General features: G+C 70.9%; 21 protein-coding genes and 4 pseudogenes. 11 read left to right on the plus strand and 14 right to left on the minus strand.

The genetic code is table 11. The annotated features are described in order from the left end of the window. Window positions 1-145: 145 nt before the first annotated feature. The 5 genes from AC3EUJ_RS21400 to qcrB form a co-directional block, all read right to left on the minus strand. Complete coding sequence (locus AC3EUJ_RS21400; protein WP_431963696.1) at window positions 146-2527, minus strand: ATP-binding cassette domain-containing protein; 2382 nt, start codon at window positions 2525-2527, stop codon at window positions 146-148. Between the two features lie 253 nt (window positions 2528-2780). Further along, window positions 2781-3191, minus strand: coding sequence for a VOC family protein (locus AC3EUJ_RS21405; RefSeq protein ID WP_431963698.1), 411 nt, complete (start codon window positions 3189-3191; stop codon window positions 2781-2783). A gap of 215 nt (window positions 3192-3406) precedes the next feature. Beyond that, on the minus strand, window positions 3407-4207 hold the full coding sequence (locus AC3EUJ_RS21410; protein ID WP_431963700.1) for an alpha/beta fold hydrolase: 801 nt from the start codon (window positions 4205-4207) through the stop codon (window positions 3407-3409). 259 nt (window positions 4208-4466) lie between these two features. Continuing rightward, window positions 4467-5417: an alpha/beta hydrolase gene (locus tag AC3EUJ_RS21415; RefSeq protein ID WP_431963702.1), complete on the minus strand. Its 951-nt coding sequence runs from the start codon at window positions 5415-5417 to the stop codon at window positions 4467-4469. Window positions 5418-5495: 78 nt separating this feature from the next. Then, a complete protein-coding gene (qcrB, locus tag AC3EUJ_RS21420; protein WP_431963704.1) occupies window positions 5496-7121 on the minus strand; it encodes a cytochrome bc1 complex cytochrome b subunit in 1626 nt (541 codons plus the stop codon). A 233-nt stretch (window positions 7122-7354) separates the two neighbouring features. Between qcrB and AC3EUJ_RS21425 the strand changes: the two genes are divergently transcribed. Continuing rightward, window positions 7355-8242 (plus strand): sigma factor-like helix-turn-helix DNA-binding protein, encoded by an 888-nt coding sequence (locus AC3EUJ_RS21425; RefSeq protein ID WP_431963706.1) that lies wholly within the window; start codon window positions 7355-7357, stop codon window positions 8240-8242. Between the two features lie 64 nt (window positions 8243-8306). Here AC3EUJ_RS21425 and AC3EUJ_RS21430 read toward each other — a convergent pair. Together AC3EUJ_RS21430 and AC3EUJ_RS21435 are read right to left on the minus strand one after the other, a co-directional pair. Continuing rightward, a pseudogene (locus AC3EUJ_RS21430) lies at window positions 8307-8915 on the minus strand (sigma-70 family RNA polymerase sigma factor); the annotation flags it as partial. A gap of 598 nt (window positions 8916-9513) precedes the next feature. Next, window positions 9514-10869 carry an NAD(P)/FAD-dependent oxidoreductase gene (locus AC3EUJ_RS21435; protein ID WP_431963708.1) on the minus strand — a complete coding sequence of 452 codons (1356 nt, stop codon included), beginning with the start codon at window positions 10867-10869 and terminating at the stop codon, window positions 9514-9516. Window positions 10870-11466: 597 nt separating this feature from the next. Between AC3EUJ_RS21435 and AC3EUJ_RS21440 the strand changes: the two genes are divergently transcribed. After that, window positions 11467-11946 (plus strand): cupin domain-containing protein, encoded by a 480-nt coding sequence (locus AC3EUJ_RS21440; protein WP_431963710.1) that lies wholly within the window; start codon window positions 11467-11469, stop codon window positions 11944-11946. 48 nt (window positions 11947-11994) lie between these two features. On the opposite strand, the gene AC3EUJ_RS21445 is transcribed toward AC3EUJ_RS21440, so the two are convergent. Together AC3EUJ_RS21445 and AC3EUJ_RS21450 are read right to left on the minus strand one after the other, a co-directional pair. Continuing rightward, a complete protein-coding gene (locus AC3EUJ_RS21445; RefSeq protein WP_431963712.1) occupies window positions 11995-12870 on the minus strand; it encodes an RNA polymerase sigma-70 factor in 876 nt (291 codons plus the stop codon). A gap of 32 nt (window positions 12871-12902) precedes the next feature. Next, entirely contained in the window at window positions 12903-13634 is a 732-nt protein-coding gene (locus tag AC3EUJ_RS21450) for an SDR family oxidoreductase (RefSeq protein ID WP_431963714.1), read from the minus strand. Between the two features lie 273 nt (window positions 13635-13907). Between AC3EUJ_RS21450 and AC3EUJ_RS21455 the strand changes: the two genes are divergently transcribed. Then, complete coding sequence (locus AC3EUJ_RS21455) at window positions 13908-14672, plus strand: SDR family NAD(P)-dependent oxidoreductase (protein ID WP_431963716.1); 765 nt, start codon at window positions 13908-13910, stop codon at window positions 14670-14672. A gap of 6 nt (window positions 14673-14678) precedes the next feature. Here AC3EUJ_RS21455 and AC3EUJ_RS21460 read toward each other — a convergent pair whose 3' ends face one another. After that, window positions 14679-14945, minus strand: a complete 267-nt coding sequence (locus AC3EUJ_RS21460; RefSeq protein ID WP_431963718.1) for a WhiB family transcriptional regulator — start codon at window positions 14943-14945, stop codon at window positions 14679-14681. A 314-nt stretch (window positions 14946-15259) separates the two neighbouring features. Between AC3EUJ_RS21460 and AC3EUJ_RS21465 the strand changes: the two genes are divergently transcribed. Further along, window positions 15260-15769, plus strand: coding sequence for an Ohr family peroxiredoxin (locus tag AC3EUJ_RS21465; protein ID WP_431963720.1), 510 nt, complete (start codon window positions 15260-15262; stop codon window positions 15767-15769). Between the two features lie 301 nt (window positions 15770-16070). Here AC3EUJ_RS21465 and AC3EUJ_RS21470 read toward each other — a convergent pair whose 3' ends face one another. Further along, on the minus strand, window positions 16071-16193 hold the full coding sequence (locus tag AC3EUJ_RS21470) for a hypothetical protein (RefSeq protein WP_431963838.1): 123 nt from the start codon (window positions 16191-16193) through the stop codon (window positions 16071-16073). On the opposite strand from AC3EUJ_RS21470, the pseudogene AC3EUJ_RS21475 reads away from it, so the two are divergent. Continuing rightward, window positions 16153-17245, plus strand: a pseudogene (locus AC3EUJ_RS21475) (molybdopterin-dependent oxidoreductase); the annotation flags it as partial. The gene AC3EUJ_RS21470 and the pseudogene AC3EUJ_RS21475 overlap by 41 nt on opposite strands. Window positions 17246-17259: 14 nt before the next feature. Next, a pseudogene (locus AC3EUJ_RS21480) lies at window positions 17260-17745 on the plus strand (hypothetical protein); the annotation flags it as partial. A 26-nt stretch (window positions 17746-17771) separates the two neighbouring features. Here AC3EUJ_RS21480 and AC3EUJ_RS21485 read toward each other — a convergent pair. Then, window positions 17772-18662, minus strand: a complete 891-nt coding sequence (locus AC3EUJ_RS21485) for an SDR family oxidoreductase (RefSeq protein WP_431963722.1) — start codon at window positions 18660-18662, stop codon at window positions 17772-17774. Window positions 18663-18782: 120 nt separating this feature from the next. Here AC3EUJ_RS21485 and AC3EUJ_RS21490 point away from each other — a divergent pair, with 120 nt between their 5' ends. Together AC3EUJ_RS21490 and AC3EUJ_RS21495 are read left to right on the plus strand one after the other, a co-directional pair. After that, window positions 18783-19280, plus strand: a complete 498-nt coding sequence (locus AC3EUJ_RS21490) for an SRPBCC family protein (RefSeq protein WP_431963724.1) — start codon at window positions 18783-18785, stop codon at window positions 19278-19280. Between the two features lie 25 nt (window positions 19281-19305). Next, window positions 19306-20928 (plus strand): phytoene desaturase family protein, encoded by a 1623-nt coding sequence (locus AC3EUJ_RS21495; RefSeq protein ID WP_431963726.1) that lies wholly within the window; start codon window positions 19306-19308, stop codon window positions 20926-20928. A 15-nt stretch (window positions 20929-20943) separates the two neighbouring features. On the opposite strand, the gene AC3EUJ_RS21500 is transcribed toward AC3EUJ_RS21495, so the two are convergent. Both AC3EUJ_RS21500 and AC3EUJ_RS21505 read right to left on the minus strand, forming a co-directional pair. Further along, a complete protein-coding gene (locus AC3EUJ_RS21500; RefSeq protein ID WP_431963728.1) occupies window positions 20944-21108 on the minus strand; it encodes a hypothetical protein in 165 nt (54 codons plus the stop codon). Between the two features lie 17 nt (window positions 21109-21125). Continuing rightward, window positions 21126-21254 (minus strand): annotated as a pseudogene (locus tag AC3EUJ_RS21505) (carboxylate--amine ligase); the annotation flags it as partial. A gap of 329 nt (window positions 21255-21583) precedes the next feature. Between AC3EUJ_RS21505 and AC3EUJ_RS21510 the strand changes: the two are divergent. From AC3EUJ_RS21510 to AC3EUJ_RS21520, 3 genes are all read left to right on the plus strand, one after another. Beyond that, window positions 21584-22060, plus strand: a complete 477-nt coding sequence (locus tag AC3EUJ_RS21510) for a MarR family winged helix-turn-helix transcriptional regulator (protein ID WP_431963730.1) — start codon at window positions 21584-21586, stop codon at window positions 22058-22060. 119 nt (window positions 22061-22179) lie between these two features. Beyond that, window positions 22180-22737, plus strand: coding sequence for a hypothetical protein (locus AC3EUJ_RS21515; RefSeq protein ID WP_431963732.1), 558 nt, complete (start codon window positions 22180-22182; stop codon window positions 22735-22737). A 38-nt stretch (window positions 22738-22775) separates the two neighbouring features. Continuing rightward, window positions 22776-23249, plus strand: coding sequence for a hypothetical protein (locus tag AC3EUJ_RS21520; RefSeq protein WP_431963733.1), 474 nt, complete (start codon window positions 22776-22778; stop codon window positions 23247-23249). Window positions 23250-23370: the final 121 nt, after the last annotated feature.

A 23370-nucleotide genomic window follows, 5' to 3' on the forward strand; every position in this document is an offset into this window, starting at 1 on the left:
CTTCGCGGCCCCCCGCAGAACCGCTCCCGGCGCCAGACCGGTGCCCAGGCCGATCAGAGTGCCGGACACTCTACTGGGGGCCACGGGGGCCGCGGCGTGGTCGCCCCGGCCGTCGTGCTGTCGTGCCGTCGGGCGGAGCCGCGCGTCAGGCGCCCACGTAGGAGGCCAGGTGCTGTCCGGTGAGGGTGGTGCGGTCGGCGACGAGGTCCGCCGGGGTGCCCTCGAAGACGATCCGGCCGCCGTCGTGGCCGGCGCCGGGGCCGAGGTCGATGATCCAGTCGGCGTGCGCCATGACCGCCTGGTGGTGCTCGACGACGATGACGGACTTGCCGGAGTCGACGAGGCGGTCCAGGAGCCCGAGCAGTTGCTCGACGTCGGCGAGGTGGAGGCCGGCGGTCGGCTCGTCGAGGACGTAGACGCCGCCCTTGTCGGCCATGTGCGTGGCCAGCTTCAGCCGCTGCCGCTCGCCGCCGGAGAGCGTGGTGAGGGGCTGGCCGAGGCTGAGGTAGCCGAGTCCGACGTCGGCGAGCCGGCCCAGGATGCGGTGCGCGGCGGGGGTGTGCGCATCGCCGGCGCCGAAGAACTCCTCCGCTTCGGTGACCGACATCGCGAGCACCTCGCTGATGTCGCGCCCGCCGAGGTGGTACTCCAGCACGGACGCCTGGAACCGCTTGCCCTCGCACTCCTCGCAGGTGCTGGCGACGCCGGCCATCATCGCCAGGTCCGTGTAGACCACGCCGGCGCCGTTGCAAGTGGCGCAGGCGCCCTCGGAGTTCGCGCTGAACAGGGCGGGCTTCACGTCGTTGGCCTTGGCGAACGCCTTGCGGATCGGGTCGAGCAGTCCGGTGTACGTCGCCGGGTTGCTGCGGCGCGAGCCGCGGATGGGGCTCTGATCCACGGACACGACGCCGGCACCCGCGGGAACGGATCCGTGCACGAGGGAGCTCTTGCCGGAGCCCGCGACGCCGGTGATGACGGTGAGCACCCCGAGCGGGATGTCGACGTCGACGTCACGCAGGTTGTGCGCCGTGGCGCCGCGGACCTCCAGGTGGCCGGTGGGCTTGCGCACCGTCTCCTTCAGGCAGGCGCGGTCGTCGAAGTGGCGGCCGGTGATGGTGCCGCTGGAGCGCAGCCCTTGGATGTCACCCTCGAAGCAGACGGTGCCGCCAGCCGTGCCGGCGCCGGGGCCGAGGTCGACGACGTGGTCGGCGATGGCGATCGTCTCCGGCTTGTGCTCCACGACGAGCACGGTGTTGCCCTTGTCGCGCAGGCGCAGCAGCAGGCCGTTCATCCGCTGGATGTCGTGCGGGTGCAGTCCGGTGGTGGGCTCGTCGAAGACGTACGTGGTGTCGGTGAGCGAGGACCCGAGGTGGCGGATCATCTTGACGCGCTGCGCCTCGCCGCCCGAGAGCGTGCCCGCGGGCCGCTCCAGCGAGAGGTAGCCGAGGCCGATCTCCACGAACGACTCGAGGGTGTGCTGCAACTTGGTGAGCAGTGGGGCGACCGAGGGCTCGTCCAGGCCGCGCACCCACTCGACCAGGTCGCTGATCTGCATCGCGCAGGCGTCGGCGATGCTGGTCCCGGCGATCCTCGACTCCCGGGCGCCCTCGCTGAGCCGCGTTCCGTCGCACTCGGGGCAGGTGGTGAAGGCGACCGCGCGGTCCACGAACTCGCGGATATGCGGCTGCATCGCCTCCTTGTCCTTGGAGAGCATCGACTTCTGGACCCGCGGGATCAGCCCTTCGTAGGTCATGTTGATGCCGGCGATCTTCATCCGGGTCGGCTCGCGGTGCAGGAAGTCGTGCAGCTCCTGCTTGGTGAACCCGCTGATCGGCTTGTCCGGGTCGAAGAACCCGGACTCGGCGTAGAGCCGGGAGTTCCAGCCGCCGCCCTTGTAGCCGGGGACGGTGATCGCGCCCTCGTTGAGCGACTTGGTCTCGTCGTAGAGCCGGCCCAGGTCGATGTCGGAGACCGTGCCGCGGCCCTCGCAGCGCGGGCACATGCCGCCGGTGCGGGTGAAGGTGACCTTCTCGGCCTTGCTCGCGCCGCGCTCGACGGTGATCGCACCGCTGGCCCGGACGGAAGGGACGTTGAAGGCGTACGCGCTGGGCGGGCCGATGTGCGGGGTGCCGAGCCGGCTGAAGAGGATGCGCAGCATGGCGTTGGCGTCGGTGACGGTGCCGACGGTGGAGCGGGGGTCGGCCCCCAGCCGCTGCTGGTCGACGGTGATCGCGGTCGTAAGGCCGTCGAGGACGTCGACCTCGGGCCGGGCCAGGGTCGGCATGAAGCCCTGCACGAAGGCGCTGTAGGTCTCGTTGATCAGCCGCTGCGACTCCGCGGCGATCGTGTTGAAGACCAGGGAGCTCTTTCCCGAGCCGGAGACGCCGGTGAACACCGTAAGGCGGCGCTTCGGGATCTCGATGCTGACGTCCTTGAGGTTGTTCTCGCGCGCCCCGTGCACGCGGATCAGATCGTGACTGTCGGCAACGTGCGGCGCAAGCGACTGCGCGTCCGCCTTCTTGGCCATGCTTATCGTCTCTCCATCCGTCTGGTGCGTGCCGGACCGCCCCCGCGGTCCCCGGCGGCGTCGCCTGAGTGGACCCGACCGGCTTCGGGCAAGTATGTCCTGTGCCCCCTCGGCGACGCGGTCACGGCCACGGTAGCCGTCCGCCGGACCGCCCCCGCGCCCGCTTCGGACCGGCCGCGTCGAACGGTCCGGGGCTGCGGGCGGGTTCCTGATCCACGGGCGGGGCGGGCGCGGGAGCGGGTTTCGGGCGCGGTCAGCGGATCTCGTTGAAGCGGATCATGTTGCCGGCGGGGTCCCGGAAGGCGCAGTCGCGGATCCCGTACGGCTGCTCGGTCGGTTCCTGGACGACCTCGACGCCGGCGGCCACCAGGCGTTCGAAGACACCGTCGAGGTCGGGCGTGGCCAGGACGAGGCGGGCGTAGGTGCCCTTGGTCATCATCTCGGAGATGGTGCGGCGCTCCTCGTCGGTGATGCCCGGGTCGGCGGCCGGCGGCTCCAGGACGATCGACGTGCCCGGCTGATCGGCGGGGCCGACGGTGATCCAGCGCATGTCGCCGTAGCCGACGTCGTTGCGGACCTTGAAGCCGAGGGTGTCGCGGTAGAAGGCCAGCGTGGCCTCGGGGTCGGTGTGCGGGAGGAAGGTCCAGTGAATGGTGATGTCCATGGCCGTCACGCTAGCCGTGGCCCGCTCGCGGTGGCTTCTCCATTCCTGACCGATCCGGGCCGCCGCTCACGGAGCGGGGTCCGCCACGCGGGGACGCCGCCGGCCGGCCGGCAACGCGATAACGCCCGGCAGCGGGTGCCCGCGGCGGTGCGGCCGGACGACGGACGGGCGGGGCGGCGCGTGGTGCGCCGCCCCGCCCGTCACCGGGCCGTCGCTCAGCGGACGGAACGCGCGGCTTCCTCGATGATGCGCGCGGACTCCTTCGGGTGGGACACGCTCACCGCGTGGGAGGACCGGACCTCCTCCACGTGGGACTCGGCGCGCTCGGCCATGAAGACCTGGAGCTCGCGGGGGATGTTCCGGTCGTTGGAGGCCACCAGGACCCAGGAGGGGATGGTCTTCCACGCGGGCTCGCCGGAGGGCTCGTACAGCGCGCCGCCGGCCACGGGCCGCTGGGTGGCCGCCATGATCTCCGCGGTGTGCGCCGGGACGTCCGCGGCGAACTGGTGGTGGAACTTGGCCTGGTCGATGTAGAGGTCGACGCCCTTGGAACCGTCGGCCATCGTGACCGGCACCTGCTTGAGCGCGTCGCCGAGCGTGCTGCCGTCGAACTTCAGCGACAGGTCGAAGGCGTTCTCGCCCTTGTCGGGCATGAAGGCGGCCAGGTAGACGAGGGCCTTGACCTTGTCGGAGCCGCGGGCGGCGTTGGAGATCACGGCACCGCCATAGGAGTGGCCGGCCAGGACCACGGGGCCGTCGATGCTGTCCACCAGCTCACGGACGTAGGCGGCGTCACCGGCCAGCCCGCGCAGCGGGTTGGCCGCGGCCACCACGGGGTAGCCGTCGTGCTTCAGCTTCTTGACGACGTCGTTCCAGCTGGAGGAGTCGGCGAAGGCGCCGTGGACGAGGACGACGGTCGGCTTGCGGTGCCGCGAGGGGGTGTCGCCGCCCTTGGTGGCGCTGGCGGGACCCACGGTGGCGGCGAGCAGACCGGCGGCGACGGTCACCGTGGCCATGACGGTGAGGGAGGTGCGGAGGGTCCCGTAACGGGCATGACGGTGCACAGTATTGGCCCTTTCGAGGCAGGTGTTGGTTGTGCCACCCGGCTCCGGGACGGAGGCCGGCGGCGGGTACGGCAGTTGGTGCCGTACGTCTGGAAGAGGTGGCTCGCGGCCGCCGAACGGGGACGTACGCGGGTCCGGGCCACCTGGGCTCACCGGTGCGGGGCAGGCGCGGCGTAGCGGCCCGGGCCCGTGATCCGGCTGTGGGGGGAGATCAGTTGGTGTGCAGCGCGGTGTGCAGCGCGCGGGTCGCCTGCTCCATCGCGGCGGTGGTCGCCTGCGTGGAGCGGACGGGGTTGAGCATCATGAAGTCGTGCAGCGTGCCGTTGTAGCGGACGCTGACGGTGGGGACGCCGGCCTGGGTCAGCTTGCGGGCGTAGGCCTCGCCCTCGTCGCGCAGCACGTCGTTCTCGTCGGTGATGACCAGCGCCGGCGGCAGCCCCTCGAGGTCCTCCAGGCTCGCCCGCAGCGGCGAGGCGGTGATGTGCGCCCGCTCCGCCGGGTCGGCGGTGTAGCAGTCCCAGAACCAGGCCATGGCCTTCGCCGTCAGGTGCGGGCCGTCCGCGAACTCGCGGTAGCTGTCGGTGTCCTGGGCCGCGTCGGTCACCGGGTAGTAGAGCGACTGGTGGACGAAGGTCACGTCGCCGCGCTGCTTGGCCATGATGGTCAGGGCCGCGGCCATGTTGCCGCCGACGGAGTCGCCGGCGACGGCCATGCGGGCGGCGTCCAGGCCCTCGTCCGCGCCCTTCGCGGTGACCCAGCGGGCCGTCGCGTAGGCCTGCTCGATGGCGACCGGGTACCGGACCTCCGGCGAGCGGTCGTACTCCACGAAGACCACCGCGGCGTGCGCCAGTACGGCCAGTTCGCGCACGAGACGGTCGTGCGTACCCGCGTTGCCGAGCACCCAGCCGCCGCCGTGCACGTACAACACGACGGGCAGGACCTCCTCCGCGCCCACGGGCTTGACGACGCGCACCCGCACGTCGCCCACTTCGGCCGGCACGGTGATCCACTTTTCCCGGACGTCGTACTTCTCGACCGGCGCCGCCTGGATGTCGTCGAGGACCTTGCGGGCGCCCTCCGGACCGAGCTCATAGAGGAAAGGCGGCTTCGCCGTCGCGTCCGCTATTCCCTGAGCCGCGGACTCGAGAACGGGCTTGCTCATTGTCGAACTCCCAAGTTCGGCACTCTCGTGCGTTTTCCTTCGCCCTTTGGACAGGGCAGCCGGGGAATATGTGACACCTCAGCGGAAAACGTGGTCCTCGCCGTGGTCGTGGGAGATCTCCTCGTATTCCCGCACCGTGGGTTTGGGAATCTGCGTCCCCTTCCCGTACAGGCCCCGGCTGAGCAGGGCCCGCAGTCGCTCGGCACGGCCGGCCCTGCCGTCCGGGGAGAGCCGGATGGGCACGTACTGCTCGTGCTGTGTGAGGAGGTGGAGCCTCTCCCGGCCCAGCGGCTCGTGCACCTCGATGTACTCGCCGTCCGGCATGCGCTTGATGGTCCCGGTCTCACGGCCGTGCAGCACCTCGTCGCGGTCGGCGCGTTGGAGGGCGAGCGCCCATCGTTTCGTCACGACGTAGACGACGAAGGGCACGACGAACAGGCCGGCGCGGACGGCCCACGTCACGGCGTTGACCGACATGTGCAGCCGGAGGGCGACCAGGTCGTTGGCCGCGCCCAGCAACGCCACCGCGTAGACACTGACCCATGCCGCGCCGAGGGCCGTGCGCACCGGCCGGTTGCGCGGCCTGTCGAGGAGGTGGTGGTCCCGTTGGCCGTCCTTGGTCACCCAGGCCTCGACGAAGGGATAGGCGCCCAGGGCGAGGAAGAGCCCGGCACCCGCCAGCAGCGGCACGAGGTTGTCCAGGGCCAGGGTGTGGCCCCGGAAGGCGACCTCCCAGCCGGGCATCACGCGCAGAAGTCCGTCGAGGACGCCCATGTACCAGTCGGGTTGCGATCCCGCGGTGACCTGGTCGGGACGGTAGGGGCCGTACAGCCAGACGGGGTTGATCTGCGCGACCGAGGCGATCATGAAGACGACGCCGGTGACCAGGAGGAGGTACGCCCCCGACTTCACGGCGTAGACGCGGAAGGGCAGGCCGACGATGTTCCGCTCGGTCCGCCCGGGTCCCGGGTACTGGGTGTGCCGGTGCCGGCGCGCGACGACCAGGTGGGCGACGAGGATGCCCGCCATGAGGGCCGGGATCACCACGACGTGGAGCGTGTTGAAGTGCGCGATCAGGTCCTTGCCCGGGTACGCGCCGCCGAAGAGGAACATCGACAGGTAGGTCCCGACGACCGGGACGGAGAGGATGGTCCCGTTCACGACCATGAGCCCGGTCCCGGACAGCAGGTCGTCCGGGAGGTCGTAGCCCGTCAGGCCCTCGAACATGCCCAGGACCAGCAGTGAGAAGCCGAGCACCCAGTTGAGCTCGCGCGGCTTGCGGAACGCGCCGGTGAAGAACACCCGCAGCATGTGGGCGAACATGCTGGCGACGAAGATCAGCGCCGCCCAGTGGTGGGCCTGGCGGATCAGCAGACCACCGCGCACGTCGAAGGAGATGCGCATCGTCGAGTCGAAGGCCTCGGACACCGTTTGGCCCTGCAGCGGTGCGTAACTGCCGTGATATTCCACCGGCGTCATCGACGGGTGGAAGTACAGCGACAGATACACTCCCGTGAGGACGAGGACGAGGAAACTGTACAGGGATATCTCGCCCAGCATGAATGACCAGTGGCTGGGGAACACCTTTCGCCTCCCGTCCGGTCTCGCACGATTGTCGGCGCCCAGTCGCTCGCCGACCCAGTCGGCGAATTTCGTGCCCTTGCCCGGCTGTTGCGAGTCGGCGGGCCGGCTGCCGCTGCTCATGTTCCTGTCACCATTCAAGTTTCATCCATGGCGGGTCGCAGGTCGGCACTGTCGTGCACCTTCCACCCATATGACCGATCACGCGGCGAAAGTGTGACGTGCACCGCCTGCGAGGCCTTGCGGGACCGGGGGCGTGAGGGAGGAATGTCACACGATCCGCGCCCGCCCGGTCTCACCACTGGGACAGGAAGCACGGTGCCGTGTCCTTGTGCTGTGCGAGGAGGTCAGGGGCCATGGATTTCTCCGATGACGCGGTGCCGATCGCGGAGCTGCTGGATGAGCGCCGGCATCTGCTGGACGTGGCGATGTGGATGGTGGGCGGCAGGGCGGAAGCCGAGTCGGTCGTCGACGAGGCCTACCGGCAGTGGTTCGAACTGCCGGAGGCGGCCCGCGGGGTGATCGAGTCGCCCGGAGCGTGGCTCGTGAGGACGGTGGGCGGGATCTGTCTGGCCCGCCTGACCACGTCCGCGGGGGGAACCGGACCGGCCGTGGCGAGTCCGGCGCGGCCGGTGGTGGGGCTCGAGCTGGAGCAGGAGATCGGTGAGGTTCTGCTGACCGCCCTGGACGCCTTGTCCCCCGCGGAGCGCGCGGCTTTCGTGCTCAACGGTTGCTTCGGGCTGTCGTTGGGCGCGGTGGCGGACGTGGTGGGGCGTTCCGAGCCGGAGTGCGCGGAACTCGCCGAGCGTGCGCGACGCACGATCAGCGCCTGCCGGTCGCACCCCGTCACGCCAGAGGAGCACGACGCGGTGGCGCGCGCGGTGGGCGCGGCCTGCGTGAGTGGCGACGCGGTACGGCTGTCGTCGCTGATGTGCCCGGATGTGACGGCGTTCTTCGACGGCGGCGGAAAGCTGCGGGCGCTGGTCCGGCCCGTGCATGGCGCCGAGCCGGTCGCGCGCAGTCTGATGACGCTGCTGGCGCACCACCAGCGGGTGACCCTGTCCACCCACTCCGTCAACGGCCGCACCGGTCTGGTGGCCCGCTACGAGGGCCAGGTGGTGGCGGTCGTCAGTCTGGACGTCGCCGACGGACGCGTGTCGCAGGCCTGGATCGTCCTCAACCCCGACAAGCTGCGGCCCTGGAACCACCCCGCACGCACCGGGCGCCGGATCATCGGCTCCTGACAGGGCCGACGTGTGAAGCGCCGGCGCGTGTCCCGCCGGCGCTTCACGCGTGTGCGTCCGTCGTCCGCGACGAACCGGGCAGGTCGCCGCGTTCGCGCAGACGGCCGGACACGTCCGGGGCGAGTACGGCTTCCAGCGGGGCGAGGTCCCCGGTACGGGCCGCCGCGACGAAGGCCTCCAGGAGGCGCCGGTGCTCCGCGGCGTCCACGGTCTCGCGGGGCTTGGTCAGCACGTGCTTGCGGGCCCGGCTGACGATCTTGCGCACGTTGACGAGGCTGATCTGGAGTATCTCGGCGATCTCCGGATAGGCGTAGTCGAACGCCTCCCGCAGGACGTAGGCCGCGCGTTCCGCGGGGTTCAGCCGCTCCAGCACCAGCAGCAGGGCGAGCTCCACCGCCTCCGCCCGCTGGGCGCCCACCTCGGGATCCGCGCTCGTGTCGACGGGCTCGGGCAGCCAGGGCCCGATGTAGGCCTCCCGGCGTACCCGGGCGGACTGTGCGACGTTGATGGCCAGGCGGGTCGTCGTGGTGGAGAGGAAGGCGGCCGGGCTGAGCACGGCGGAACGGTCGGTCCGCTGCCAGCGCAGCCACACCTCCTGCACCACGTCCTCGGCCTCGACCGCGCTTCCGAGCACGCGGTAGGCGATGCCGAACAGACGGGGTTGGAGCTCCATGAAGACGCAGGCGGCCTCGTCGAGGTTGTGTGCGGAGGGGGACGGCCCGGCGTCCGCGTTCTCCTTGGCTCCGCCTGCCCACGCGGCCTCACCGTCGCCGGGCGGCCGATGGGCACAGACGTCACCCATCCGGTCAGAGGCCATTTACGGGCAGCCCCCAGCCGCATGACACACGTGTGTCACACGATGTTCTACCTGGGTGGTTACCCCACGAGCCTCGGTCACCAAGCGTCACATTCTCTCCCCTCACGTCCACCGAATAGACCGCCGGACACCCGGTCCTGTGACAGATGAGGGTGAGAGAAAAAACATCTTCAACCGCCGGAGCAAGCACACGAGCCGTCACTGACCGACATCATATGCTGAGCGAAAGACGCAAAACGGATGCAGATTCCGGCATTTGCGCAGAAATCGCACACAATCGATCTCGATCGCTGTGGAAAGTGGTGACACGTTATTCATCCGTGGCTGAAGCTGTGCCTACGGAGATGCCAACGTTACGGAAAGTGAACAACCGTGCGGCGCCTTGACGGTGGAGCCGGTCCCAGCCTGCTCCACCGCCCGGTCGACGTCATGTGACCTCCGGCGTTCCCGGCGCTCACACCCCTGCGTGGTCGCCCGCCTGCCGATCCGCGCGGCGGCCGGGAGTGGCGCTGGTGACGAACGCGTCCCGCGGGTGCTGCACGGAGGCGAGGGAGACCAGGTCCCGGCCGAACAGAGCCGCGGTGAGCCAGACGGTGAGCACCCGGACCTTCCGCTCCCAGGTGGGCACGGCGAGCACGTGGTAGCCGCGGTGCATCAGCCAGGCCGGGAAGCCCTTGACGACGATGGCCTTGTACTGGAAGATGCCGCGTCCCAGGCCCAGCGTGGCGACCACGCCGAGGCTGCTGTGACGGTAGTCCCGGACCCTGCCGCCGCGCAGGCTCGCGACGATGTTCTTGGCCAGGCGCTTGCCCTGCCGGACCGCGTGCTGGGCGTTGGGCACCGTGCGCGCCCCCGGAACGGGCGATGCCAGGTCGGGCACCGCCGCGTCGTCCCCGGCCGCCCACACGTCCGGCACCGGCTCGGCGTCCGTACCCACCCGCAGGTCGGGCCGCACGACGAGCAGGCCGCGCTCGTCGACCGGCAGGTCGGTGTGGTTGTGCACGACGGGGTTCGAGGCGTTGCCCGCGGTCCAGACGATGAGTTCCGAGTCGAACTCCTCCCCGCTGGACAGCAGGACGTGGCCGTCCTCGGCGGACACCAGCTGGGTGTTCAGGTGCACATGCGCGCCGCGGCGCTCCAGGTGGCGCACCACCCAGGCTCCGGGCTCGTCACTCACCTCGGGCAGGATGCGGCCACGCGCCTCGACCAGGTGGAACGACAGCTCCCCCAGGCTCAGTTCCGGGTAGGACCTGAGCATCGCGGTCGCCAGCGACAGCAGTTCGCCGAAGCCCTCGACACCGGAGAACCCGCCACCCACGAAGGTGACGGTGAGCAGCTTGCGCCGTTCCGGCCCGGGCGGCAGCGAGGCCGCCTGGTCGAACGCCGTCAGCAGCCGGTCGCGGATGGCGACCGCCTCCTCGACGTGCTTCAGGCCGATGGCATGCCGGGCCAGGCCCGGGATGGGGAAGGTGCGGGTCACGGCGCCGGCGGTGACGACGAGCGTGTCGTAGCGGAGTTCGTACTCCTCCCCGTTCACGGGCCGGACGGTCACCGTCCGGTCGGCGTGGCGGATCTCGGTCACGCTGCCCGCGATGAGGCGGGACTTGTGCAGGTGGCGCCGCATCGACACGGCGGCGTGGCGTGCCTCCACCGAACCCGCGGTGACCTCCGGCAGGAACGGCTGGTAGGTCATGTAGGGACGCGGGTCGACGACGGTGACCCGCGCCTCCCCGGGCCGCAACGTCTTCTCAAGGCCCCAGGCCGTGTAGAAGCCGGCGTAGCCGCCGCCGACGATCAGGATCTCGCGCATGATTCCCTCTGTTTCTCTCCGTCACGAGTAAGACAGCGCGGCCCCTGTCGGTGTGACAGCGCATGCCCGCTCAGTGAGCGAGCACTGTGATCACGGGACGCCCCTGATCGCCGGCGACGGCCTTGTGTCGCGGTGCGGTCTGCTCGGCACCCTTCACCTTCGTGCCGACGTCTCCTGCGGTACGACCGACTTCGGCGACGTGCGCTTCCACTGCACCGGCGAAGCCGGCGGTACGTGCCCGAGGACCCGTTCCGTTACGCTGGAGAACATCGACGGAACGCCGTTCAGGCTGGTGGCCGTCAGCGGATCGGAGCCCAGTGAGAGACACGAGACCGTCTCCCGCGCGCTGCCCACCGGGGCCCGGCAGGTCCTCACGACCCGCGCTGCCTCTACGACATCTCCTGCATGCGGACAACGGCCTGGCGGCGGTGGGCGTCGTCGCCGTCCCCTGGCACCCGGGGCTGTCACACGCGCGCGGGGAACGCGGTCTACACCGTGAGGGGCGTGGTCATGGACGGCCGGCCGCAGGGACCGGCTTACACGCCCGAGCGGTGCGCCGCGGCGCACGCGAAGCGACCCGAGCAAGGGATGGTAGGCATGTCGTACCCAAAGCAGGTGTACTTCGGGGATACCGGCGAGGTCAACGCGAACTTCCGCCCGGCGAGCACCCCGCCGAACGTCGGCCAGGCCGGAGACGGCATCCACTATCTGGCGACCACGGACATGACGCGGGGCGAGTACGGGCTCTACCGCGTCATGATGAGGGCGAACGCCGGTGGTCCCAAGACGCATTTCCACCGGACCATCTCGGAGTCCTTCTTCATCCTCAACGGAACCGTCCGCCTCTACGACGGGGAGAAGTGGGTCGAGGCGCAGGAGGGTGACTTCCTGCACGTCCCGCAGGGCGGGCTGCACGCCTTCCGCAACGACTCCGACGCGCCGGCCGAGATGCTGTTGCTCTTCACCCCGGGCGCTCCGCGTGAGGAGTACTTCGAGAAGCTGTCGCAGATGGGCGACGCCACGGCGGAGGAGCGCGCCGCGTTCCTCGACAAGCACGACTCGTACTTCGTCGACTGACGCCTGCGCCGTCCCCCGGCGCCGCGGTGGTGCCGGGGGACGGCGGGCTCACGCGTCCAGGACCGCGAGTTTCGCCGGGTTCATCATCCACATCACGCGGTCGATGCCCTCCGGGGTGACGCTCACCGTGACGACGGCGAAGACGGCGCCGTCGCGGGACAGCTTCATGGCGGGCCGGCCGTTCACCTGCAGCGGCTCCACCGTTGCGGCGACCCAGAACCGGTCGGCGAAGGCGTGGATGTACTTGGCCACCCGCTGACGGCCGACGACGATGAACTTCGACGCCCGCACCTCGCCTCCGCCGTCGGAGTACGAGACGACGTCCTCGGCGAACATGTTCTCCAGGACGCCGATGTCCCCCGCCTGGGCGGCCGCCACGAACGCCGTCAGGAACCGCTGGTGGTCCGCTGCCACGACGCCGGCTCGCTTCTCCGCCGCCAGGTGCCTGCGCGCCCTGCTCACCAGTTGGCGCGCGTTGGCGTTGGACTGCCCGACGACCTCCGCGATCCGCGCGTACGGGTACTCGAAGGCCTCCCGGAGTACGTAGGCCGCGCGTTCGGTGGGCGTGAGCTTCTCCAGGAGCATCAGCACGGCGACTTCCAGCGCCTCGCCGTTCAGGGCGCCCAGCGCGGGGTCGCTCCCGGTGTCCACCGGCTCCGGCAGCCAGGGCCCGACGTAGGTCTCCCGGCGGGCCCTGGCCGACTTCAGCACGTTGATCGCGAGCCTCGTCACCGTCGTGGCGAGGAACGCCCGCGGGTTCTCCACCTTGGAACGGTCGTAGGTCTGCCGGCGGATCCAGGCGTCCTGCAGGACGTCCTCGGCCTCGCTCACGCTGCCGAGCATCCGGTAGGCGATGCCGAACAGGCAGCCGCGGGCGGCCTGGAACTCCTCCTGCGCTTCCTGGAGGTCCTCGGCTTCATCCACTGCGTCGTCCTCGGTCGGGACGCGCCGGTAGTTCAGGAGAGCCAGTCCCTGTAGTGGGTGGGGGCGATGCGGGCGTCGCTTCCGCCGGTGAGGACGTCGCCCCTGACGACGGCGAACATGCCCGCGGTGTCGTCGACGACGACGGAACGGCCGTCGCCCTTGGCCTCGATGGTGATCCGGCCGATCTCCTCGAGTGGGAAGACATCGGGCCCGGCGATGTTCACGGTCCCGTTGAGCGGGGGGCCGGAGGCGACCTCGGCGACCATCCTCGCGACGTCGGCGGCGGCGATCGGCTGGAGCGGGGTCCGCGGCAGCCGTACGGTCTCGCCGTCGGTGGTCCAGGACATCGTCGCTTCCATGAACTCCATGAACTGGGTGGCGCGGACGATGGAGTAGGGGATCGAACTCGCCTTGAGGATGTTCTCCTGCAGCACCTTCGCCCGGTAGTAGTCCAGTTCCGGTACCTGGTCCGCGCCCACGATCGAGAGGATGACCATGTGGCCGACGCCGCCCTTCTCGCTCGCGGCGACCAGGTTGTCCATCGACGTCCGGAAGAAGGCGGGCGAGGCCTCGTCGAAGGTCGGCGAGTTCGTGAGGTTGACGACGACGTCGGCACCCGCGACGGCCTCCGCGACACCCTCTCCGCTCAGGAGGTCCACGCCCGTGGACAGCGAGTGCGGCACGGCTTCGTGACCGGCCGCTTCAAGGTCCTTCACGACCCGCGAGCCGATGAGCCCGGTTCCGCCGATGACTGCGATTCTCATGGCCTTGCCATCTCCCGACGCTGATGACCGGTGAATGCCCATACGTGCTCAACGTACCTTCGCGGTGGTCGACGCGCCTGGGCTGCCGCGCGTGGCCTGCCAGGGGGCGAGGACGGGGCGCCAGCGGGCCGGGGGGCACACCGCGTCCGGGATGCCCATGCACTGAGCAGGACATATGTGACATGGATCCCCATGGTCGCCACCACGCTCCCCGCCCCACTGCTCTATATTGTTCGATGTACAACGAACATCGAACAAGGACCAGGGAACGTCATGACCAGTTCTGCAGACCTGCGCTTCTCGGGGCGCGCCGCGATCGTCACGGGTGCCGGCTCCGGCATCGGCCGGGCCACCGCCATCGCCCTGGCGGAGTCAGGCGCGCGAGTCCTGGGGGTGGGGCGGCGCAAGGACGCGCTGGAGGAGACCGCCCGGGCGCACTCCGGGATCGCGGTCCTGCCGCTCGACATCTGCGCGGACGGCGCCGCCGGCACCGCCGTCACCGCCGCCGTGGAGCGGTGGGGACGCCTCGACGTGCTGGTGAACAACGCCGGCGCCACGGGCGTCATGCCTTTGGAGGAGACGGACCGTTCGGTGATCGAGCGGCTGTTCGCGCTCAACGTGACCGCGCCGAGCCTGCTCGCCCATGCGGCCCTGCCGCACCTGCGGGCGTCCTCGGGCTCCATCGTCAACGTGTCCAGCACCTACGGTCACCGCCCGCTGCCGGGCGGCGGGTACTACGCCGCGACCAAGAGCGCGCTGGAACAGTTGACGCGCACCTGGGCCCTGGAGCTCGCGCCGGTCGGGGTCCGGGTGAACGCGATCGCCCCCGGCCCGACCGACACGGACGTCATGGTCGCCGCGGGGCTCTCCCCGGAGGAGATCGAGTCGATGCTCGGCCAGGAACGCGACCGCATCCCGATGGGCCGCCTCGCCGAACCCAGGGACGTGGCGGAGTGGATCCTGCGTGTCGCCGAGCCGGTGCGGACGCACATGACCGGTCAGGTCGTCACGGTCGACGGCGGGCTGGAACTCGTCTGATCCGGATCAGGTGGTCGCCTGCCGCGCCTTCCGCCAGCGCTCGACGTAGTCGCGCCGCTGGATCGTGCGCCGTTCCTCTTCCGTGGTGCCGCCCCATATCCCGTCCAGGCGGCCGGCCGCCAGCGCCCACCGCAGGCACTGGGCCGTGACGGGACACCGCAGGCACACGGCCTTGGCCCGCTCGATCTGCGCCATGCCCGGGCCACTGCCGCTGATGGGGAAGAACAGCTCCGGATCCTCCTCGCGGCACGCCGCGTCGTATCGCCAGTTCATGAAACCTCCTCGCAGGGACTCCAATGGAGACCAGCGGACCGACGGGGGTGTGACGCCCGATATGCCGGGTCCGGGCACCCGGCATGCCCCTTTGGGGCCAAGCTCCGGAGTCGCCGGGCGAGTTCACCGGGATTCCGCCGCCCGTCGGGTCACACACGGATCACCTGACCGGTCAGAGTCGGTGATCAGGTCCGGGCCTCTCCCCGGGATGACGAAGGGCAGAGCATGCAGATCACCGTCATGAACGGCAGGGGGCCCGCACGGACCGGGAGCCTTGCGGCGGGCCGGAATCCCTCCCGTCGAGAGGTCCTCCGGTGAGCGAGCCGACCAGATGGCCGGGCCTTTCCACCGCGAAGGACTTCGACGGCCCCGTCTTCTCGCCCATCTACGCGACGACCGTGACGGTCAGCGGCGGCGAGGCGAGTCACGGACGGGCTTCGGGGCGGGCCCGCTCGGCCGACGGCACGCTGGACCTCACGCTGCGGCTCCCCGCCGAACTGGGTGGTGACGGCGGTGGCACGAACCCGGAACAGCTGTTCGCCGCGGGCCTCGCCGCCTGCTTCCACGGCGCCCTCAGCCTGGTCGCCCGCCAGGCCGGGCGGAACCCCGCGCTGATCGCGGTGGAGGCGTCCGTGGCCTTCGGCCGCGACCCCCGCGACGGCGGTTACCTGGTGCAGGCGGACCTGGTGGTCACCTGGCCGGGGACGGACGCGGCGACCGCCGCTCCCCTGCTGAGGCAGGCGGACGCCCTCTGCCCCTACACCAAGATGCTGGCCCAGGGGACACCGGCGACGCTCACGCTCGCGCCCGAGCCTCAGGCGTAGCGGACATCGCCGATGCCGATCGAGGCGAGCAGCGTGTCGCGGCGCGGGCTGCCGTCGTCGACGTGGCTCCTCCGCCAGGGTCGTCCCGGGCGAGTCCGGCACTCCCGCGAGGTTCGGGCTGGGCCATCCGCACCAGGACCGGACCCTGGGAGCTCCTGAGGAGGCGCTCGCGACGGCACCGGAATAGGCGGCGGTGCCCCGGGTACCCGATGGGCGATCGGCGCCGAGTAGCCGCAGCCCTGCAGGCAAGCATGGAGCCGTCGGTGGACCGGATCGCACACCCGTGGGGCAGTCGTACGCCCTACGCCCGGAGCGAGCCGTGGCCCACGCGGGTGGACGCGTTCCTGGCCGAGGGGATCGAACCGGAGAAGGTGGAGCGGTGGGTGCAGGCCGCCTCGATCCTGCACTCGGACGGCGACGCCATGGACATCGCCGTCCTCGGTGACCGCATCGTGGGCGTACGGGGCCGGGCCGTCGATCGCGTGAACCGGGGTCGGCTCGGCCCCAAGGACCTCTTCGGCTGGCAGGCCGACAACGCACCGGACCGGTTGACCCGGCCGCTGATCCGTCGCGACGGTCAACTGGTGGAGTGCGACTGGGACACCGCCATGGAGCGCGTCGTATCCCGGTCCCAAACCCTGCTGGACGAACGGGGGCCTGGCTCGATCGGCTTCTACACCTGGTCAGCTCTTCCTGGAGGAGTACTACACGCTCGCCGTCCTGACGCGGGCCGGTATCGGCACCAACCACCTGGACGGCAACACCCGTCTGTGCACGGCGACCGCCGGGGAGGCACTCACGGAATCGTTCGGCTGCGACGGTCAGCCGGGTTGCTACGACGACTTCGACCACGCGGACGTCATCGCCCTGTTCGGGCACAACATCGCCGAGACCCAGCCGGTGCAATGGATGCGCGTCCTCGACCGTCTCGACGGCGCCGACCCGCCCCGCCTGGTCTGCGTCGACCCACGCCCCACACCGCCGGCCGGCCGGTCCGCCGTCCATCTCGCCCCGCGCGTCGGCACGAACGTGGCACTGGTGAACGCCCTTCTGCACGAGGTCATCCGCACAGACCGCGTCGACCACGACCACATCGCGGCCCACACGGTCGGCTACGAGGAACTGACCGAGCAGGTACGCGACTGCACCCCTGAATGGGCCGCCGGGATCTGTGCCGTACCGGCGGCGCGCATCGCCGAGGCGGCGGAACTCCTCGGCAGCGCGGACCGGCTGACGTCGACCGTGCTGCAGGGCTTCTACCAGTCCCACCAGGCGACCGCGGCCGCCGTTCAGGTCAACAACCTGCATCTGATCCGCGGCATGCTCGGCCGGCCCGGGGCCGGGGTGCTGCAGATGAACGGACAGCCCACCGCGGAGAACACGCGCGAATGCGGCGCCGACGGCGACCTGCCCGGCTTCCGCAACTGGGAGAACGACGCCCATGTCGCCGACCCCGGCGGGCCCCGAAACGTGAAGGAGGGCTGAATCCGGTGAACGGCATCCAGGACCTGCTGCGCGCACTGCACGGCGGAGAGCAGCACCTGGCGAGGCAACTCGTGACCGTGGCCGACCGCCATCGCACGGAGCACGAGGTCCACCACGTCGCCATCGACCTGGCCGCATGGTCCCGGGAGCACACCCAGCGGATAGCGGACGCCGCCCTGACCTACGACCTCGACCTCGACCCGCCGGACGAGCCGCACACCGGTCTGCTGTCGACGATCAGCAGGAAGGCCGCCGAGGCGGTCGGGCGCCACCCCGAACCCGCCCTCCTGCTCCTGCGGGATCTTCGCGAGCTCCACCTCGCCGCGTCGGGAAACTCCCTGTACTGGGAGATGCTGGCCCAGGCGGGACAGGCCACGAGGGACGAGCGGCTGCTCGGCCTCGCGACGCGGTGCCATCCTCGGACGCTGCGGCAGATGCGCTGGACCAACACCATGATCAAGAACCTGTCTCCCCAGGCACTGGCGAGCCTGCGCCGACCGCTTCTTCGACGGCGACGTCAGCGGGGCCGGGAGTGGCGGTTCTCGGACGGGTCGGCGCGGCCGCCCGCGCCGAGCAGGCCTGTGTCGGTGATGTCGCCGCGCTGTTCCAGGGCGCCCATGGTGTGCCGGGCCCGCCAGGAGACCAGGCCCGGCAGGAGGGTGCGCACGGCCTGGACGCCACGCAGCCACGGCTGTACATAGACGGCGGACGCGCGGTGCTCGATGCCGCGTACGAGCCGTTGCGCCGTCGCCTCGGTGGTGTAGGTACGACTCGCGGGCCAGGGCATGAGGGCGCGCAGTTCGCGCATGGTCGGGTGGCACTCGGCGTCGCGGATCATCTCGGTGTCCGTCCAGCTCATGTAGGCGACCGCGACGTCGACGCCGCGATGTGCCACCTCGGCGCGCAGGGAGTGCGTGAAGGCCTCCACCCCTGACTTGGAGGCGCAGTACGCGGACATCAACGGGGCGGCACCCATGGCGGCGAGCGAGGAGACCTGCAGGTAGTAGCCGCGGGTGGCCAGCAGGTGCGGGAGGAAGGTACGGGCGGTCAAGGCGCTTCCGACGAGATTGACCTCGACGATCCTGCGCCAGGTCGCCATGGAGGACTCCGTGAACGGTCCTCCGGCGGCGATGCCGGCGTTCGCCACGACCACGGAGGCCGCGCCGAACCGCTCCGCCACTTCGTCGGCCGTTCGGCGCAATGCGGCTTCGTCCGTGACGTCGACGCACCAGGCCCGCGCCGGACCGGGGGTGGTGGCCGCGGCCGACTCCAGTTCCTCCGGTTCCAGTCCGAGCAGTGCGACACGGGCGCCGCGTGCCACGAGCAGGTGCGCCACCGCCCTCCCTATGCCCCGGGCGGCGCCGGTGACCACAGCCGTACGTCCCTCCAAAGGGTGGGAGCCGGTCATCTCTGGCCTCCAGGATCCTCCAGCCCCGATGAAGAAATTTCGCAAACCACCTATAACGACCGTAACCGAGGGCAGGAGAACAGGCGGCCGGGAAGCACCGAGCGGTCACCGGAGGAACTCATGGCAGTACGGCACCGGCTGGTGCGGGGCACACGGGAGGACGTCTGGGCCGTCCTGGCGGACGGCACTCTCTACGGCGACTGGGTCGTGGGCCCGTCCTCGTCACGGCACAGCGACGGCGACTGGCCGGCGGTCGGCTCGAGCATCGAGTACACCGTGCGACTGGGGCCCGTGAAGCTTACGGGCGAGACGATCGTCCGGATCTGCCGGCCTCCGGAGCAACTGGAGCTGGAAGCCCTCAGCGGACGCCTGGGCACCGCGCGGATCGCCTTCGAACTGCGTCCTTGGGGACAGGACACGCTGGTCATCGTGGACGAGCATCCGCTGCGCGGCCCCGGCGGACTGGCACACAACGCGGCGCTGGACGCACTCCTCCAGCTGCGGCACCGCAGCATGCTCGGCCGGCTGGCCAGGGCCGTGGAGGCGCACGGAGAAAGCGACCGCAGGGACAGCGGGCCGCCGGCGTGCGCACCGCGGGCCCCGGCACCACACGGCTGAAGGACGCCGGCGACGGGAGGCACCGATGGCGGACGCGGTGGTGATCGGCGCGGGCCCGAACGGCCTGGTCGCCGCCAACCTGCTGGCCGACGCGGGATGGAGTGTCGAGGTCCTGGAGGCGCAGGACGAGCCCGGCGGCGGGGTCCGCTCCGCGCGGGACGTCCATCCCGACTTCGTGCACGACCTCTTCAGCTCCTTCTATCCCCTCGCGGCCGCCTCGCCGGTCATCCGCGGGCTCGGACTGCATCGCGAAGGGCTGCGGTGGAGCCACGCGCCGGCCGTCGTCGCCCATCCGCTGCTCGACGGCCGCTGCGCGGTGCTGCACCGGCGCGCCATCGACACCGCCGCGGTCCTCGACGCGGACACAGGCGGCGACGGGGCTGCGTGGCTCCGGCTCTGCACGGCCTGGGAGCGCCTCGGTGACGACGTCATCGGCGCGCTGTTCACCCCCTTCCCCCCTGTGCGGCCGGGCCTGCGGCTCGCCGCACGGCTGCGCGCCGGCGGGGGGCTGCGCATGGCGCGTACCCTCGTGCTTCCCGTGCGCCGCTTGGGCGAGGAGGAGTTCCGGGGCGAGCTGGGTGGCCTGTTGCTGGCGGGTAGCGCGCTGCACGCCGATCTGGCGCCGGAGGCCGCGGGAAGCGGAGGGTTCGGCTGGCTCATGGCCATGCTGGGGCAGACCTATGGGTTCCCGGTCCCTGTCGGCGGCGCCGGAGCGCTCACCGCCGCCCTCGTCGGCCGTCTGCTCGGACGGGGTGGGACGCTGCGCTGCGGGGCACGGGTGACCTCGGTCGTCGTGCGCTCCGGGCGGGCGGTGGGCGTCCGCACAGCCGACGGGGACGCGGTGGCGGCACGCCGCGCCGTGCTGGCGGACGTGTCCGTGCCCACGCTGTACGGGCAGCTGGTGAGCCGGGACGACCTCCCGCCCCGTGTTCTGGAGGACCTGCGCCGCTTCCAGTGGGACTTCGCGACGTTCAAGGTGGACTGGGCCCTGGAGGGCGCGGTGCCGTGGTCGGCGCCCGCGGCCGCGCGGGCCGGCACGGTGCACCTGGCCGAAGGAGTCGACGCGCTGACGCAGTTCGCCGCGCAGATCGCGATGGGACAGGTGCCCGAACGGCCCTTCCTCCTGTTCGGGCAGATGACCACGGCCGACGGTTCGCGCTCTCCTTCCGGAACGCAGTCCGCGTGGGCGTACACCCACCTCCCCCACCGCGTCCGCGGCGACGCGGCCGGTGCGGGCATCGCCGGGACCTGGGACCGGACGGACCAGGAGCTGATGGCCGAACGGGTGGAGGCGCAGGTCGAGCGGTACGCTCCCGGCTTCCGTTCCCTCGTCACCGCCCGCCGGATACTCGCCCCGCCGCAACTGGAGGCGTACGACGCCAACCTCCACGGGGGTGCCATCAACGGCGGCACCGCGGCCATGCACCAGCAACTGGTCTTCCGTCCTCTGCCGGGCACCGGACGCCCGGAGACACCGATCGCCGGACTCTTCCTGGCGTCCGCCGGGGCCCATCCGGGCGGCGGGGTCCACGGCGCGCCGGGCGCCAACGCCGCTCATGCCGCGCTCCGTTCCCGTTCCCCCAGCCGCGTGCTGAGCAGGGCACAACGTGCCCTCACCCGCCGCGGCCGCCTCGGTCACCGCGCCTGAGAGCCGCCGTGGCCGTCACACTTGCGTGATACGGACGCAGGCCGCGGTGACCTCGCGGAGGTCGCCGGTGCGGCGGAGCAGGTCGCGCTGGACGCGGGCGCCGTTGCCGGCCTTGAGGACCGCGGCGAGGGCGTCCTGCGCGGGGATCAGGTCGCCGTTGTCCTCCAGGGCGTCACGCACCAGCTCGAACAGGGTGCCTCGAACACCTCACCGCTCACGGTGGAATCACGACGCGCCGCCGCCAGCACCGCCGTCGACAGCGCCCGCGGCTCCCCGGACTCCGCGTCGAGCAGCAGGAGCTCCTCCTCCACACCGACCGTCCGCATCGCGCCACTCCGTTTCCAAGACCACAGGGGTGACCCCGGGTGACGCCACGCGTGGGAGGCGAGGGGCCGGAGCCCGCGGCATCCGTGGCACCACCAGTACGCCAGGCATCACTTCTGCTTCCCCGACGGCGGGGGTCGATGCGCCCGCGCCGCTTGTCGCGGTCACCGGTACCGGCACAGGCCCGGACATCGCCGAGGTGATCACGCTCGGTGGCATCCGGACACCCTCCGCAGCGACGGCCGCGGTGAGCCGTCCGCATCAAGGGCCGCTACCGCGGCGCGGCAATGGAGATTTCAAACGACATCGCGGCGCTCGATATGCTGGAAAAATGGCGAAGGGGAAGAACGACGACTGGCTGACCGACGACGAGCAGCGGGCCTGGCGCACCTACCTGGACGTCGGCACCCTGCTGATCAACCAGCTCGGCCGCGACCTGGAGCCGTTCGACCTGACCATCAACGACTACGAGATCCTGGTGAACCTCTCGGAGTCGCCCGAGCACCGCATGCGGATGAGCGACCTGGCCCGCGCCACCCTGCAGTCCAAGAGCCGGCTGTCGCACCAGATCAGCCGCATGGAGACCGCGGGCCTGGTCCGCCGCGAGAACTGCGAGTCCGACCGGCGCGGGCTGTTCGCCGTCCTCACCGAGCACGGCTGGGAGACCATGCGCAAGGTCGCCCCGCACCACGTCGCCGCCGTACGGGAGCACTTCATCGACCTGCTCCCCGCCGAGGACCAGGAAGCCCTGCGCAGCGCGCTCACCCCGATCGCCGAGCACCTGCGCGCGGAGCGCGGCACGATCTGAGAGCCCCCTGACGCCTCACGCGGCGAATGCCGCGAACCGCGAATACGGCGTTTTGAAGACAGGGCCCAGGGCAGGCGTCCGCGTGAGGGGGGTTCGCCTGAGTGCTAGGGAGCCGGCCCATGTCAACAGGGACACTTCTGGCGATCATCATCCCCGTGGTGGTGGTACTCGCCCTCGTCGCGGTCGCATCGACCCTCTTCGTCCGCCACCGGCGTCTCAAGGACCGTTTCGGCCCGGAGTACGACCGGACGGTGGAAGGCGTCGGCAGCCGCAGGGATGCCGAGCGCGACCTCGCCGCACGAGCCAAGCGGCACGACTCGCTGGACATCAAGCCGCTGCCCAGTGGTGTCCGTGACCGCTACGCGCGGGAGTGGACCAGCGTCCAGGAGGAGTTCGTCGACCGGCCCGAGGACGCCGTCCACGACGCCGACAGCCTCGTGGCCTCCCTGATGCGCGACCGCGGCTACCCGACCGAGGACTTCGACCAGCGGATCAAGGACCTGTCGGTGGAGCACGGCCGGACCCTGGACCACTACCGGGCGGCCCACGAGGTCAACGACCTCAGTACCCGGCACGAGGCGACCACGGAACAGCTGCGTGGCGCGATGGTGCACTACCGCGCCCTGTTCGACGAGCTGCTCACCGACGGCGGTGGGCGGCGCCACGCCCGGGCCTGACGCAGGGCTCCCGCAACACAGCCTGAAAGGCGGAAACCATGGAACGCGAGCGCGTCTCCCGCGGAAGCGGGCTGGCCACCGAAGACCTCGCCGAGACCCACGCCCCCTCCGGCCCCCCGCAGGAGCGCTCGGACGCGGCCTCCAGGGCACCGGAGTACCCGGGTGAGAGCACCGGAGCCCGGGGCGAACCGCCCCCGGACGACACTGTCGGCGCTCCGACCCCGGACACCTCCGCGGATGAGGTCCCGGAGCTGCTGGGTCCGGAGGACGAGGAGAACTTCCGCGCCCGTTGGCAGCGGATCCAGAGCGAGTTCGTCGATGATCCGCGCGATGCCGTGCACGCCGCCGACGAGTTGGTCGCCGACGTCATGCAGAAGTTGGCGTCGACGTTCGCTCAGCACAAGCAGGGCCTCGAAGGCCAGTGGACGCGCGGCGAAGAGGTGAACACCGAAGAGCTGCGTACCGCGCTCCGGCGCTACCGCTCCTTCTTCAATCGTCTGCTGTCCGCGTGAGTCAGCGGGCGTGCTGGGGTGCCCCCGGAGCGGGTGGCGCCCCAGCTGCCTGCTGTCCGTTCCGGTATGAGCCGCTGTGGGTGGCCGCGACCCCATGGGTCGTCACGCTGCTGACGGCCAC

It is taken from the genome of Actinacidiphila sp. bgisy160 (assembly GCF_057707815.1).

Excerpts from the sequence above, each read along its gene's own strand:
- AC3EUJ_RS21400 (WP_431963696.1), bottom strand. The coding sequence starts at position 2,527 with ATGGCCAAGAAGGCGGACGCGCAGTCGCTTGCGCCGCACGTTGCCGAC.
- AC3EUJ_RS21405 (WP_431963698.1), bottom strand. The coding sequence starts at position 3,191 with ATGGACATCACCATTCACTGGACCTTCCTCCCGCACACCGACCCCGAG.
- AC3EUJ_RS21410 (WP_431963700.1), bottom strand. The coding sequence starts at position 4,207 with ATGGCCACGGTGACCGTCGCCGCCGGTCTGCTCGCCGCCACCGTGGGT.
- AC3EUJ_RS21415 (WP_431963702.1), bottom strand. The coding sequence starts at position 5,417 with ATGAGCAAGCCCGTTCTCGAGTCCGCGGCTCAGGGAATAGCGGACGCG.
- qcrB (WP_431963704.1), bottom strand. The coding sequence starts at position 7,121 with ATGAGCAGCGGCAGCCGGCCCGCCGACTCGCAACAGCCGGGCAAGGGC.
- AC3EUJ_RS21425 (WP_431963706.1), top strand. The coding sequence starts at position 7,355 with ATGGATTTCTCCGATGACGCGGTGCCGATCGCGGAGCTGCTGGATGAG.
- AC3EUJ_RS21435 (WP_431963708.1), bottom strand. The coding sequence starts at position 10,869 with ATGCGCGAGATCCTGATCGTCGGCGGCGGCTACGCCGGCTTCTACACG.
- AC3EUJ_RS21440 (WP_431963710.1), top strand. The coding sequence starts at position 11,467 with ATGTCGTACCCAAAGCAGGTGTACTTCGGGGATACCGGCGAGGTCAAC.
- AC3EUJ_RS21450 (WP_431963714.1), bottom strand. The coding sequence starts at position 13,634 with ATGAGAATCGCAGTCATCGGCGGAACCGGGCTCATCGGCTCGCGGGTC.
- AC3EUJ_RS21455 (WP_431963716.1), top strand. The coding sequence starts at position 13,908 with ATGACCAGTTCTGCAGACCTGCGCTTCTCGGGGCGCGCCGCGATCGTC.
- AC3EUJ_RS21460 (WP_431963718.1), bottom strand. The coding sequence starts at position 14,945 with ATGAACTGGCGATACGACGCGGCGTGCCGCGAGGAGGATCCGGAGCTG.
- AC3EUJ_RS21470 (WP_431963838.1), bottom strand. The coding sequence starts at position 16,193 with ATGGCGTCGCCGTCCGAGTGCAGGATCGAGGCGGCCTGCACCCACCGC.
- AC3EUJ_RS21485 (WP_431963722.1), bottom strand. The coding sequence starts at position 18,662 with ATGACCGGCTCCCACCCTTTGGAGGGACGTACGGCTGTGGTCACCGGC.
- AC3EUJ_RS21490 (WP_431963724.1), top strand. The coding sequence starts at position 18,783 with ATGGCAGTACGGCACCGGCTGGTGCGGGGCACACGGGAGGACGTCTGG.
- AC3EUJ_RS21495 (WP_431963726.1), top strand. The coding sequence starts at position 19,306 with ATGGCGGACGCGGTGGTGATCGGCGCGGGCCCGAACGGCCTGGTCGCC.
- AC3EUJ_RS21510 (WP_431963730.1), top strand. The coding sequence starts at position 21,584 with ATGGCGAAGGGGAAGAACGACGACTGGCTGACCGACGACGAGCAGCGG.
- AC3EUJ_RS21515 (WP_431963732.1), top strand. The coding sequence starts at position 22,180 with ATGTCAACAGGGACACTTCTGGCGATCATCATCCCCGTGGTGGTGGTA.
- AC3EUJ_RS21520 (WP_431963733.1), top strand. The coding sequence starts at position 22,776 with ATGGAACGCGAGCGCGTCTCCCGCGGAAGCGGGCTGGCCACCGAAGAC.